The sequence below is a fragment of the Phormidesmis sp. 146-33 genome (assembly GCF_052939515.1).
Genome location: NZ_JBJPHU010000012.1, coordinates 1 through 13,534 on the forward strand (window position 1 = coordinate 1; position 13,534 = coordinate 13,534).

At 46.9% G+C, this 13,534-nt stretch carries 13 protein-coding genes; 5 read left to right on the top strand and 8 right to left on the bottom strand.

Features of this window, described 5'->3' with window-relative positions; all coding sequences use genetic code 11:
• Positions 1 to 245: 245 nt before the first annotated feature.
• Entirely contained in the window at positions 246 to 653 is a 408-nt protein-coding gene (locus ACJ2PR_RS07170; RefSeq protein ID WP_446867611.1) for an allophanate hydrolase-related protein, read from the bottom strand.
• A 53-nt stretch (positions 654 to 706) separates the two neighbouring features.
• Complete coding sequence (locus tag ACJ2PR_RS07175; RefSeq protein ID WP_446867610.1) at positions 707 to 1,408, bottom strand: GntR family transcriptional regulator; 702 nt, start codon at positions 1,406 to 1,408, stop codon at positions 707 to 709.
• A 395-nt stretch (positions 1,409 to 1,803) separates the two neighbouring features.
• On the opposite strand from ACJ2PR_RS07175, the gene ACJ2PR_RS07180 reads away from it, so the two are divergent.
• From ACJ2PR_RS07180 to ACJ2PR_RS07190, 3 genes are all read left to right on the top strand, one after another.
• Complete coding sequence (locus ACJ2PR_RS07180) at positions 1,804 to 2,307, top strand: ABC transporter permease subunit (RefSeq protein ID WP_446876521.1); 504 nt, start codon at positions 1,804 to 1,806, stop codon at positions 2,305 to 2,307.
• 3 nt (positions 2,308 to 2,310) lie between these two features.
• Positions 2,311 to 3,120 carry an ABC transporter permease gene (locus ACJ2PR_RS07185; RefSeq protein WP_446876522.1) on the top strand — a complete coding sequence of 270 codons (810 nt, stop codon included), beginning with the start codon at positions 2,311 to 2,313 and terminating at the stop codon, positions 3,118 to 3,120.
• Between the two features lie 129 nt (positions 3,121 to 3,249).
• Positions 3,250 to 4,506: an allantoate amidohydrolase gene (locus ACJ2PR_RS07190; RefSeq protein WP_446876523.1), complete on the top strand. Its 1,257-nt coding sequence runs from the start codon at positions 3,250 to 3,252 to the stop codon at positions 4,504 to 4,506.
• 357 nt (positions 4,507 to 4,863) lie between these two features.
• On the opposite strand, the gene ACJ2PR_RS07195 is transcribed toward ACJ2PR_RS07190, so the two are convergent.
• The 3 genes from ACJ2PR_RS07195 to ACJ2PR_RS07205 form a co-directional block, all read right to left on the bottom strand.
• On the bottom strand, positions 4,864 to 5,376 hold the full coding sequence (locus ACJ2PR_RS07195) for a BON domain-containing protein (protein ID WP_446876524.1): 513 nt from the start codon (positions 5,374 to 5,376) through the stop codon (positions 4,864 to 4,866).
• A gap of 79 nt (positions 5,377 to 5,455) precedes the next feature.
• Positions 5,456 to 6,505, bottom strand: a complete 1,050-nt coding sequence (locus tag ACJ2PR_RS07200; RefSeq protein ID WP_446876525.1) for a YsnF/AvaK domain-containing protein — start codon at positions 6,503 to 6,505, stop codon at positions 5,456 to 5,458.
• A 311-nt stretch (positions 6,506 to 6,816) separates the two neighbouring features.
• Positions 6,817 to 7,368: an alpha/beta hydrolase gene (locus ACJ2PR_RS07205; protein WP_446876526.1), complete on the bottom strand. Its 552-nt coding sequence runs from the start codon at positions 7,366 to 7,368 to the stop codon at positions 6,817 to 6,819.
• Between the two features lie 259 nt (positions 7,369 to 7,627).
• Between ACJ2PR_RS07205 and ACJ2PR_RS07210 the strand changes: the two genes are divergently transcribed.
• Positions 7,628 to 8,494 carry a DUF2382 domain-containing protein gene (locus ACJ2PR_RS07210; protein WP_446876527.1) on the top strand — a complete coding sequence of 289 codons (867 nt, stop codon included), beginning with the start codon at positions 7,628 to 7,630 and terminating at the stop codon, positions 8,492 to 8,494.
• A 269-nt stretch (positions 8,495 to 8,763) separates the two neighbouring features.
• Positions 8,764 to 9,288, top strand: a complete 525-nt coding sequence (locus ACJ2PR_RS07215; protein WP_446857573.1) for a helix-turn-helix domain-containing protein — start codon at positions 8,764 to 8,766, stop codon at positions 9,286 to 9,288.
• Positions 9,289 to 9,300: 12 nt separating this feature from the next.
• Here ACJ2PR_RS07215 and ACJ2PR_RS07220 read toward each other — a convergent pair whose 3' ends face one another.
• The 3 genes from ACJ2PR_RS07220 to ACJ2PR_RS07230 form a co-directional block, all read right to left on the bottom strand.
• A complete protein-coding gene (locus ACJ2PR_RS07220; protein WP_446876528.1) occupies positions 9,301 to 10,692 on the bottom strand; it encodes an SGNH/GDSL hydrolase family protein in 1,392 nt (463 codons plus the stop codon).
• 423 nt (positions 10,693 to 11,115) lie between these two features.
• Positions 11,116 to 12,093 carry a Bpu10I family restriction endonuclease gene (locus ACJ2PR_RS07225; protein ID WP_446876529.1) on the bottom strand — a complete coding sequence of 326 codons (978 nt, stop codon included), beginning with the start codon at positions 12,091 to 12,093 and terminating at the stop codon, positions 11,116 to 11,118.
• The gene (locus ACJ2PR_RS07230; RefSeq protein WP_446876530.1) at positions 12,066 to 13,316 is read right to left on the bottom strand and encodes a DNA cytosine methyltransferase; all 1,251 of its coding nucleotides are present in this window, start codon (positions 13,314 to 13,316) and stop codon (positions 12,066 to 12,068) included. The genes ACJ2PR_RS07225 and ACJ2PR_RS07230 overlap by 28 nt, the downstream gene beginning before the upstream one ends.
• Positions 13,317 to 13,534 lie beyond the last annotated feature (218 nt).

A 13,534-nucleotide genomic window follows, 5' to 3' on the forward strand; every position in this document is an offset into this window, starting at 1 on the left:
GAGATCAGTTCTTTGAAGTTTTGGTCGTGGTCGATCGTCATTTACAGATTTAGAGACAGCATTTTTATCAGAAGTTAAAGCGTTAGATGAACCGATAGAAATCCTAAATCAGTTGTGAGAATCTTGAAATGGTCAAGTTGTTAGTCTTTAGTTCTGAGCCATTAGTTTGCGACTGATCACTAACGACTAATCACTAACCACCAAACTCCCACAACTCATTAGGATGTTCATTAGATTTAGAACAACTACGTTGCAGATTGTTTCTTGTAAGCTGCCCAACCACCCAGATCAGAAATGTCAACCCACTGATATTTTTCAACCAGATCACGCGGATAGAGCATCGCTGTCAAGACTTCTCCATCTTCGAGAATGACATCGCCTGGATACATATTGGGCGGCTCCGTAGAGACTAAATAATCGTACTGAGCGATCGTTAGTTCATACACTTCACCCGGAATGCTAATGCCATTCTCCTCGACTTGATAAATCGCGGGGTGCCAGCCTTCTTGTGCGGCATGGAGACGATATAACGGTTGGGTATTAGCCGATCGCAGAAACGTTGCAGATTGCAGATTGCCGTGATCAGGCTGCCCTTTGAGCGCCGAGCCACAGATAAAAACGCGCTTAGTGTCCGCAGAATTGGTTGCTGTCATGGTGAAAAGAATTCAATAGTAGACGATCGATTCGCAGGAAATTTTCATTCCCCCTACCCTTCTACTACATTCTCTTGCAGAGATCGCACTTCTCGAATGACTCGTGTTTGACTGGCTGCCAGATGTTGCCCGATCGCGCCGATCGCCGCTTCTGCATTTCGCTGAACGATCGCTTCAAAAATGTGACGATGCTCAATCCGAATTTCTAACACCTGGGGATTGTTTTGCATGGTTTGAATTCGTAGCAGCGCCATCTTATCAAAAACTTGATCGAGCAGCGACATCAACCACAGATTGCCAGAGCTTTTGGCTAGAAGTCGATGAAACTGATAATCCAGATCCAACAGTTGGTAATTGTTGAAGTGCGATCGCTTGCTCTCGACCATCTTTTCGGCCTGCATGACTAGCACATCTAACTCTTCAAAGTGCTGCTGAGTGGCGTTTTGACAGGCTCCTACTACAGACAACCGCTCCAAAGCGATCCGACAATCATAAAGCTGCGTCGCGTCACTCTGAGAAAAGGTGGCTACGCGCAACGTTCCATTTGCGTCTGGCATGGCCAAATCTGCCTGCTGAAGCTGTCTCAATGCTTCCCGAATCGGAGTCCGACTGACTTCTAGCTGTTTGGCTAACTGAGTTTCGACCAGTCTCGCTCCTGGTACTAGCTCTCCAGCCAGAATCGCACTTCTGAGGGCTTGATAGGTCTGTTCTTGAAGCGACAAACTGCGCTGTAGCGATCGCGGAGATAGGGTCAAAATAATACTCCTTCACCTTGCAAGCGGAAGCAAATTGTATATGCAATTTCCTGAGAACTGTGAACGCTCGATCCAGTCCTTAACGTCGGTTCTTTCTCATAAAGTCAGATGCCCAAGCCACAAAAATGTATAGGAAAACACAATACTATTTATCGAAGACGGTATACAGTCTACATGCCTTGAGTGCAATAATCCTATCAAACACTTGCCTCCGTTGTCAGGGGTGGTTGAAAGAATCAGAAGTTGGTTGATCATCGAGCTTTATCTATGCGATACAAGCCCTGAGTCGGCTCAACTTCTGCATAAATTGTCACATTTTCCCAAATTGCTCTATGAGATCCTGGAGATCATGACTTTAGGAATGTGTGAGTTCCTACCTCTAACTTGGAGAAGCCATGCCGACAGAAACTTCCCACCCATCCACCAAGCGCGACCCTGTTGTCAAAAGTTTTAACAGCACTCAAGGGGTTGCTCTGCGATCGGTGACCAAAAAATACGGTAGCTTTACAGCGATTGAGAATTTAAACCTGGAAGTCGCTGCGGGAAGTTATTGCTATCTGGTCGTTAACAGCATGATGCGAATCGATCGCGCTCTGATTACCGCCGCCGAAGATGCTGGAGCTTCTGGCTTTCAGATTCAGAAGGAAATTATCTTACCGTTGGTGGCTCCGGGGATTGCGATCGGCACCATTTTTGTCGTCACCCCAGTCATGGGAGAGTTTGCAACAGTTCGTCTGATGAGTGGGGGACAGTCGTCGTCGATCGGTTATCTGATCAAAAATCAAATCGGCAGTTTGCAATATCCCCTAGCCGCCGCAAACGCAGTCATTTTGTTAGCCATTACCCTCTTATTGGTGTTCTCAATTTTGCGCGTGGTTGACATTCGCAAGGAGCTATAAGCGATGAAAAAGCGCCCGTTGTCTTTTTACTTGTTGGCGGCGTTCTTTGGGTTGTTTGTGCTGTTTATGTATGGGCCGTTTTCGGCGATCTTTTTGCTCTCTCTGCAAGGGCCCGAAGGTGAACTAACTTTTCCGATGCGAGGATTTAGCTTTTATTGGATTGGTGCCGTTTTTGGAGAGCAGCGCGTCGGAAGTTTTGTCGAAGCGTTTGGGCGATCGTTCACGCTCGGTCTGTTGGTTATGGCGTTGACGATACTGATTAGCGTTCCGGCTGCGATGGCGTTCCGCAAACGATTCATTGGCTCTAACCTGCTCTTTTATCTCACCGTTTCCAGTTTGATTGTTCCTAGCATTCTCATTTCTTTGGGTATTGGTATTGTTTTTAGCTTGTTAAAACTGCCTAATCAATGGTACACCTCGGCATTAGCAGGACACCTCACCTGGACGTTGCCCTTCGCATTTCTGACAATGGTGGGCGTATTCAATCGATTTGATCCATCTTACGAAGAAGCCGCACGAGATCTGGGCGCAGGAGACGGTCAAACGTTTTGGCAGGTTGTCTTACCGCTCATTGGTTCCAGCCTGATCGGAGTGGCGCTGTTTGGGTTCACCTTGTCCTATGACGAATTCACCCGCACCTCATTGATTTCAGGTGAAAAAAACACGCTGCCGCTCGAAATTTTTGGCATGACCACCAATGTCACCAATCCGTCACTTTATGCCCTGGGCACGCTCACAACTGCCTTTTCTTTTTTGATGATTGGACTAGCATTAGTTGGTATTCAATTTTTTACGCGCCGCCAAACTGAATGAACTATAGCCGCTCTAAATCAGTTTGTTAGTGGTTGGTGGTTAGTGATTAGTAATTGATTTACGACTAATCACTCCTGACTAATCACTAATTACCGATTAATTCCAACCCTCAACCTTCAAAACTTTTCTATGACTCTGACTCTGACTTCTCTCATCAATAGCGATCGCCTCAACCGTACAATTGATCAACTCGCTGCGATCGGCAAACTTTCTAACGGGGGTGTGCGGCGCATTGCTTACAGTCCAGAAGATATTAGAGCGCGTGAGTTGGTGCGATCGTGGATGGTCGAAGCAGGCATGACCACGCGAATTGATGCGGCTGGCAACTTAATTGGCACCTACCCCGGACGGGTCGCTGAGGCCCCTTCTCTGGTCACTGGGTCGCACATTGACACCGTTCCTACAGGCGGCCGCTACGACGGCACGCTGGGCGTATTAGCCGGAATCGAAGTCGTCAGAGTCCTACGCGACAACCAGATTCAGATGAATCACCCCCTCGAAGTGATCGTCTTCACCGACGAAGAAGGCGGCATGATCGGCGGCAAAGCGATGTCAGGAACCGCATTTGAAGAAGCTGAATACTACCGACGAGACGATGGAACGGCGATCGAGACTTGCCTCAAAAAAGTCGGCGGAGACTGGTCACAATTGCAGACCGCCAAACGCGATCGCTCCCAGGTTGCGGCTTATGTCGAGTTACACGTCGAGCAGGGCGGCGTTCTCGATCATCAGGGCAAAGAAATTGGAGTCGTCGAAGGAATTGTGGGGCAACACCGCGATGTAATCGTTGTCAAAGGTCGTTCCAATCATGCGGGCACTACGCCAATGGATCTTCGACAGGATGCGCTGGTCGCCGCCGCTCAAATCGTTCTAGCTGTGAATGGGCTGGCTAAGAATACACCCGGTCAGCAAGTCGCCACCGTGGGCGCTTTGAATGTGTTTCCCAACGCGGCCAACATCGTGCCCGGACTGGTGGAACTGACGGTAGACATGCGAGACATTAATTTGGCAAATCTCAAACAGTTGTCCGCTCAACTCATGGAGCAGTTGGACACGATCGCCGCTGCCACCCAAACCGAGATCACAGCCGCTCCAATTCTCCGCACTGAAGCAGTTTTGGCGACTCCCAAAATTCAAGATGTAATTGTGCAAATCTGCCAGGAGAAAGGGTTTAGCTATTGTCATTTACCTAGCCGCGCCAGCCACGATGCTCAAGAAATGGGACTCTTTACCGACATGGGCATGATTTTTGTCCCCAGTCACGCCGGGATCAGCCACGCGGAAGATGAGTACACGTCACCCGAACAATGTGTTCAAGGTGTAGAAATGCTGTTAGAAACCTTGTTGAGGCTCGATTGCCTATATACGATCGACTCCTTGAGTTAACTATTGGAGTTCAAAAACTTTAATGGGTGAAGTCACGATCGCTTCCACTCAAACAAGACACATTCCAGCTTTCCGATAGATGAAGAATGCTAGTTTTTTGTCTAGCTTATACATGGAATAAGTCTAAATAGGTGATTTGTCGTGAAACAAACTTATCTCTGGTTGGGTGTTATCTCAACGTTAATTCTGTATTGGGCTTTGGTGAATCTTCTTATCTAACCAAAACAGAACCCACAACCTGAGCGATCGCGGGTACTACATTAGTCTTTGCTAAACCTACAGAATGATGAATAACACAACATACATTTAGGATTCATCATTCTGCATTTGTTTATATCAAGCAGGACTCCAGAAAGCTTACTTCACTCCCGTAGACTCCTTGGTTAGATCAGCCGATCCGGTCTTGGGTGCTGCTGGCTTCGCGGCGGTGTTGATCGTTGCTTTGATATCTACACTTTTGACTCCGCTGATCTCCTTAGCAAGCGATTCGATCTTTTGAAGCTGGGCTTGGTTGACAACGGTTCCCGTCACCGTAACGTTACCCTCATTTGCTTCAACCGCCAAAGCACTTGCGGGCAGGTTGGCTTCTAGCTTCGATCGCACCTGACTTTGTAGGTCATTATTAGTTTTGACCGATTGATCACCCGCTACTTTGTTGCGCTCTTCGGCAGCCCGAATATCAGAATTCAATTGTTTTCTGCGCGTTTCGTTCGTTGCGTCATCTTGATTGGCTTGAGCGGTCGGTTTCTCCATGTTTGGACTAGCCTCCGCCGTGGTGTTGGGTGCCTCGCTGCTGGTTTTAGCTGGCCCACAGGCTGACACACTTATCGCCAAAACACCGCTAAATAGAAGAAATGCAAATTTTTTCATTGTCCTAGTAATCCTATTAGTTTGAATGAAAAGGTAATCGGCAGCGAGATCAGGGCTGACCTGGCCGCCGACACAGAAACTAGATGCGATCGTTCAAGTTACGATCAGCATTCACAACAGGACGACCTTCCGTATCGATCTCCAGTTCTTCGCGACGCAGCGTTTCTTGAGCCGTCACGGTTTCTTGTTCAACTTCTTTGCGAATGGTGACTTCTTCACGCACAAAGGCTTCTTTATGAATGTCAGGCGTTTCTTCGTAGACTTCTACCCGCACTGTTTCGCCTGATTGGAAAGCCATCTCACCCGGAACAACCGCTTCAGCGCTAACCGGGGTCGTGCGCTCAATGACAACCCGCTCTTTCTCGATGGGCACAGAAACTCGTGCTGTTTCCGTTTCGACATGCTTACCGATCGCGACTTCTCCAGTTTTTTCCCGGTCTTTATCAACCACGAGACGCTCTTCGTACAGCTTGATTGATTCAGCGTCAGTGGTCGGGGCCGTCTGACGAGTCGCTTGTACAGGTGTGGCCACCGGAGCCACAGGCATTGCGTCGATTCGAGACTCAGAAGAACCACCATACACCGCCCAGTCTGTAATTCCTCGGTGGCTCAAGATAGCTCCAGCGCGACGAATATCATCTTGAGTGCCGTCCACAATTACAAGATAGCCACCCTCAGTGATGCGATCGTTGTAGTGTTTGGCTTCTGCTTCGGGGATGCCCAGCCCGACCAATCCGCCCAGCAAGCTACCCGCAGCGGCTCCGATCGCACCACCCGCAGCCGTCGTTGCCAAAGCAGTTGCGGTTGCTCCGGCCAGCATGATTGGGCCAACTCCCGGAATTGCCAGCGTTCCCAGTCCAACCAGCAGACCTGTGAGTCCACCGAGTGCCCCACCTGACACCGCTCCGACTCCTGCGCCTTCGTCTGCTTTGTTGCCAACGCGATCGCTGACTTCTGCACCCGACATGCCATCCCTATGATCAGCATTTTTGTTGATAACAGAAACCTTATCCATGCTAAAGCCGGAGTCTCTCAATTCGTGGAGCGCTTGTTCGGCGGCCTGACGAGTCGGAAATACACCCACTGCACGTTGATTGCTCATCATATTGTCTTGACGACCTAAAGCCATGTTCTTTTTCTCCTAATCCTTTAAGTTTGCAAACTAAAGTAAAAACACTTCGTTGCTACATCATCATTAACTCTCTTCTAGACAGAAAAGCCATCGCTATTTAGATAGGCTGTTCCTCTATCAAAAGCAAGACGATCGTGCTCAAGGCTCTCACAATTGAGATAGAGATCGAGCAATTTTTTGACGATTTGAGTTGCTTTAAAAGAAGAAAAACTGAATCATCCAACAAAGTCAAAAGTCCATTTTTTGATCAGAGTTTAGAGAAGATGCTGCGATTTCAGCAAACCTAGACCAACAGATTTAACGGATGATTAAAGCCGTCTAATCAACTCTTCTGCAACATTGCGAAGACGACCATTTAGTGCACTAAGTTGGCGATAAGCTTGCACCAGCCGTTCGCCCTCGACTTCGACCTCAGCCGTCGGATAGTTTTGCAGCACTTCTATCAGTGAGATTTGATTATCTGATTGAGCCGATAACACCAAGGCCGATCGTAGTGCCTGCCGATTAACTTCTTCAACGGGTGGGTGAATGGCTTGTCCTATCTGGTCGAGCAGCAACTCTCCGACTCGACTGTTGAGGGTACGATCGAGGGTTACAACATTCACATCAATGGGTCGGTTTAAGACTCGTCTGACATCTTCTGGGTTTTGCCGAGTCGCATTTAGATAAAACCGCAAAGATTGAGAAATCTCGCCCGTTTTAGCAAAGGTCGTCAGTTGGGGAACAGAGATAGATTCTCGAAAAATCTTGTATTTCAAAGTCACTCTTTCAGCGGCGATCGCTTCAGCAGTGTTGTTGAGAATGGTGACTCCGATCGCTAAAACGATAGCTTGACAAAAAGAACGAATAGCCAATTTCATAATAGGTCTCAAAGCGGTTGACAACCTTTTTTAACGTATCGAATTGAACTTAAACCTTCCTCTCGCCCAAGGGACAGTTTGCTTAAGCCTTATGAGGTAGACAACTATTTTCCTAGGGATGTAAAAGAAGGTCTTCTCGCCCTGTTCTAAAACCTCTTATAAAATCCGAAGCAATCTGACTTAAGAGAGAGGAAGTGTGATTTCTCAACTTCTAGTTTTAAGTAAAACTAAGACGAACACTTTACATAGGACACAAAAGATGCCACTTCACTCCATTAAAGATTTTGATCCTGACTACCGCAAACACTTTGACAAAGAACAACACATTCTGGAGTATGACCTCTACTCTGTCCGCGAAAAAGTGGGTGCAGTTAAAGATTTACTTGTTGATGACGCTGGCAAATTTCGCTATCTAGTCATTCACACAGGCGGCTGGATTTTGGGCAAAAATGTTTTACTTCCGATCGGTCGTGCCGAAATTGACAACCAGGCTCACTGCGTTCATGCCAACGGTCTGACTCGTGCACAGGTCGAAGCGCTTCCCGAATATAAAGAAGGCACCGCGATCGATTACGACCAGGAAGAACAAGTCAGAGGCGTATATCGTCCTGCTGCTGTAGAAAACTCGGCTCCGCTAGATGCTCCCCTGTACGATCGCAACAGCTACACCTACGATCGAGAACCCGACCTCTACAACCTTAACGAGCAAAAACACCAGAGTCTCAGACTTTATGAAGAGCGATTGATCGCCAGCAAGACTCGCCAAAAAACTGGAGAAGTGGCGATCGGTAAGCGCGTCGAAACTGAAACGACACAAGTCTCTGTCCCCGTTGAAAAAGAGCGCGTGGTCATTGAGCGCACGACTCCCGTTAACGCGGGAACGGTTGCTCCGGATGCGGGTGCCTTTGCCGAAGGAGAAGTGGCGCGAGTGGAAGTCTACGAAGAAACGCCTGACATTCGCAAAGAAGCCTTTGTGCGCGAAGAAGTGACCGTGAGAAAAGAAGTCGATCAGCAAACGGTTCAAGCGGAAGAGCAACTGCGCCGTGAAGAGTTAGACGTTGATACAGACGGTCGCCCTGTTGTCGATCAAGGGATAGACACGCGCTCTGGACAGCGATCGGTTTAGCCTGACGAGATTTCAGATCGAACCCTTATTTCCCAACTTTGGCAAGATCGCAGGATCAAAGGGTTGAATGAGGAAGCAAAACTTGATTTGAATTCACGTCAACTTGTAATCAGCGTTTTAAAGCAGCGTTGAAAACTCTTTGGGCAGGGCTATCGTTGGCTCTGCCTTTGCTATCCTTGGGAGAATGCAGCTTTCCGCAAGGAACAAGTATACTAAAAACTCTTCTCCATGTTGCAAAATATTTAGAAATTCCAGTCTTAAGATCTGACATGAATCCTCTGAAGTTGCGTCCTGAAGACTGTTCAGCTTTTGGACGACTCGTTTTACAGTACCTTGAAGAAAACCCGCAGACCAATATGAGTCAGCTTGCTCGACAGGTCAACATTTCTCGTGCTGGGCTGGGCTGGATCTGTCTCAAACGCAGTGGCCCAGACGAAGAAACCGCCAAAAGAATTGCCAGTGTGATTGGGGCTGACCTGACCAAAGTTGCTCGACTCGTCCACGAAAACAAGCTAGAAAATTTGGCAAAGTTAGGCGGACTAAACTACATCATCAAAGTGGAGCGATCGTCTGTCACCCGCCCGATTCCAATGGAAGACGCGATCGCCGGACTCAACTCGATTTTCCATGCGTTCCACTATGTCACCCGCAGCGTCCCCGATGTCGAAAAGCCCTCCGACTTTCAGATCTACAAGCAGGCCTTTGAAGTTGTAAAAACACAGTTTCTCAAAGGTCGAAAAACCTCAAAACGACGAAATCCCACTTCTCAAGCTAGAGACGAAACTCCAATCTAGTCGGCCGTTCTACTATCTTACAGGTGGTTCTGGTTGGGCAAACGGTTTAGGCTGGACGGTTAGCGAATTTGCCATCGACTCATAGAGCTTGTTGGAGATCGCTTCGTTGCCCTTATCAGTGAGATGAATCGGATCGTGAAATGCATCGTCTTTGAGGCTGGCAGTCGCATCGTACAAATTGAGGGCGGTAACTCCTTGAGGAGAGGCTTGTTTGACCTGTGCGATCGACTGCTGAAGTTCTTTATATCCAGACTTAACTTGCTGCGGATAGCTTGACCCCAGTTGGCTAAGAATCTTTTTCTCGCGCTGAGTCAGCGTGTCTGTCCGGCTAGTGATTTCGGGTTGCAGGGCGACAATTAGCGGAATCTTGGCGCTCGTGGTCAGACGGACAATCTGTTCTAAATTATTGCGATAGCGAGACACGCGACGGTTTAATTCATTTGTGTCGGTGGGCAGGCGCTGGTCGATCGCGACTCCTGTATCAGGCGGAATCATGGGAGCCGGGGCATCTTGGGGACGCAACAGCCAGTATTGAATGCTCTTGACTAGATAGGATTGGTTAAACCAGGATTTCCACCGTTCTGAAAGGGCAGTCGTGAAGTGTCCAGAAGCATTTTCTAGCATCCCCTCAATACCCGGAACGTCGGCTCCTTCTTGAGTACTGGGCAACAACAAATCGGCATAGCCATCGACAATCACCACATAGTCGGGCTTGTAAGCCAAAACCTGCTGCGTGAGTTGAGCAAGCTGATTGCTAGAGGCGTATCCTGGGACAGCCGCATTAATGACTCGATAGCGGCTTTCTCGAATGCGAGGCGGCAGGGCCATTGCTTTGGTCAACTCGTCGGCGTAGTAGGGCAACACGTCGGGACGAAACTTAGCAGAGTTTGTTTTTTGGGTCGCAACTTGTTGATTAAAGCGAGTTTCGAGTTGGTTAGCAAAGGTGGCTTGATTGCTAGAACTCAGTTGTCCAAATGCGGTTGAGCCACCCAAAACAAAAATTCTCACTTCGTCTTTGGGCTTGGTGGGCGCGATCGCCTGCTCCATTCGGAACCCTTGCTCATTGATTCGCCAGGCATTACTTTGCTGATTGCCAACCAGTTTGTACCCCAGAAGAGAACTGCGTCTGACCTTGAGGCGGCCGCGATCGGGCAGTCCATCGTAGGGCTGATTGGTGCGATCAAGATACCTCAAGCGGTAAGCCGTCATGCTCAAAGGTTCGCCTTCGTAGGCTGCAAATTCTGCTGTTTTGCCAGCGAGGCCAACACCCACACGGGCCATTAACTCTAAGCCAATCAAAATCAATGGAATCGACCCCAAAATCAACCAGCGAGGCAGCGATTTCTTTTTCTTCTGGTAGGACGAGAAGCCAGACCGATAAGTTTTGCGGCTAGTCCGAAACATTCAGCAGATTCCTTAAACGATCAACAGCGCCTTTCAAGGCTTGGGCTAACTTCACAGTCAATTCAGCTTGTCAGCTAACATCACGCCAAGACATTTACATCTAATCATTAGAAGTAATCCTTGAGTAACTTTGCAGGTCAGTTGATTAAGCTAAATTCAGTTCGCGTGAAGTCAGGATTAATTCAGGTTTTATAGCGTAGAAAGCAATTCATGCAGAAAATTGATAGCAGCACCCGATCGCTCGATGAACGTCAAAATGATTGGATTGTCTAGAAATTTAGCCAGCTTAACCCCAAAAGTTACGGGACTCCTCCTGATAGGTTAAGCATTCTACTACTAAACGCAACCACTATCACAAGCTCAACTTTTTTCTCAACATTTGGACTGTGCTGTGAGCTTTTTTTGAGCGCTATCTCGACTCCTTCACCCGTCAATCAACCAACCTCTCTGTATACCCTGTTCAAGTTCGCCTGCCCAATCCATTGTCAGGTGCTTGCGGACTTTTTTGAATAGATGTTGAATAACGGTCGGATTAATTGGATTCTTGATGTAAGTGTCTTTATATCTAAATTCTCGATCAGTATTTTTCTGCTGACGTAGCACGTAGATCTGATCAACTTTATACTTGTAGAGATTAACATCACTGGTCAGTTTAATCCACTCCATTAGGATGATGAACAAGCTGTTTGGGTTTCTTGCCTTTAACTCTTCTGCGGCTCTAGACGAACCCTCAAGCATATTTTTGTCAAGATAAGTTTTACATTCAATGACGACAACGGGTATATCAAAAATGTGCGTCTCCGTGTTTCCTATAACTGTAACTTCTGCGTAGTCCTCCGGCTCTTCTTTTTGAATCGTTAGCCTTTCGCCAGGATGGTTGTCCTGTTGTAGTGGGATGGATGCTTCCAGTGATGCTTGAACAGTTGTGCCAATAACAAAATCGTGGTCTTTCTTTTCGATACGAGCATACGGTCGCTTCAGCATCTCAGCGTAGCTAGGCGGCACAAAGAAGATATCTTTAAAGGTGTGAGACTTTCCAATTAAAGCATTTTCTCCAAAATCCTGTGCGAGATCTTTAAACAAGTAGTAAAGAAATTCTTCTAATATACTTGAGTGAAGATTTGACCGAGAATCAAATTTTTCGGCGTAATGTTGCTGATCTAAAAAGTCCTTGTAACCCGAAAGAAGCGCAACCCTTTGGGTGATTGTCTCGTCGTCTTGCTCCGTTTGAACCGATTTAGGGCCCACCAATTCAAGATTTGCTGAGTGCCATTGATCATACTGAATTCTAATCTCGCTCAAATATTTTCTACTTTCAGGATCTTTATATTTTGTGCGGTGTTTCTCCTTTTGTTCTAGATTAGAGCCATGAACTAATGGGTTTCGATCTCGGATTGACATAGCGCTAGTTTCTCTCGAAGATGAAGGGCGATCGCTTTAGCAAGAAGAGGCGGTATGGCGTTGCCCACTTGATTGTACTGACAAAGAAACTTCTCGCTAAATCTTTCTTCTCGCTGTAATAGCTTATGAGAAACCACCGTTTTCTTACCCAAAAATCGATAATCATCTGGAAAAGATTGAATCCTGGCTCCTTCACGAGCAGTTAAATTTCGGTGTTGAAAAGGATGGATAAAATTAGCGTAAAACGAAGCTGCGATCGTGTGAGATGGCTTGTGAGGATTTAGTCGGCGGTTGTTTTGATCATAGGCTTTCTGAGATAATTCGCCATTGCCACTGCGCCGTCTTGCCCCATGTTCTCTAGGCACATCTGCACTCGACTCACCCCATTTAATGTGCTTAAAACGTTCTACAAGTCGAGAAGAGTGCTCCATTGCTACATGATTGTAGAGTGTCTGACTATTCTTCCTTGCCCAGTTTTGATAACTATTTTGAGCCTCTAAAAGGTAAGGCTGTTCCTCTTCACCTTCATGAGCATCCAACTGAGGTAAATCTGATATTGCATCCCACAAGCTCAAAGCAGGAGACAAACCAATTTGATCAAAGATTGTCAACTGAGAGCTACTGATCCTGAGAAGATCTAAAGAATGTGTTTTTGCAGGAAAATTTAGTTCTTCTCCTATTTGATTACCCACCACAAAAACACGCTCTCTAAACTGTGGTACACCATACTCAGCCGCATTCAATACCCAAACTTCTACAAAATATCCAATGTCTTCAAAAGTCCTTTTAATGATATCAATCACTCTATTTCCCTCGCTATTCCTTCGGGATAATAAGCCTTTAACATTCTCCATCACAAAAGCTTGAGGCTCTAAGAAACGAATCCATTGAGCAAAGTTTGTAAACAGAGTATTCCTTGGGTCTTTTGGGTCTTTTTGAGCAGGCCCAGCAATGCTAAACCCCTGACAGGGCGGACCACCGATCACGACATCCGGCTTAAATGGGCAAAGCTGCTTAACGTCATTAACTTGACTAAAGTTACGAATATCCTGTTGAATAATGCTCATGTTTGGGTGATTATGACGTAGCGTATCGCAAGCCCACGCATCCACTTCAACTGAAAGAGGAACACCAAATCCTGCCATTTCAAAGCCCAAACCAAATCCACCAGCACCAGCAAATAAATCGATTGCAGTCAATTGAGTAGTCACTTTATCAAGCATTTATCGGCTCTAAACTTCAGATAGTCTAAAATACTACGCTCATCTGCTCCTGCTAATCTACTGTGCTCCTGCACTTTAGTATCGTTTTTTACATAAAAGATTTCACCTACCTTGATACATTCACAATTTCTCGACACATTCTATTGAACCCCCTTTACTTCTCAAGTTGGGCGGGGGAATATCTAAGCAGCCTTTCGATGCACTTTTAATCCCGGTAG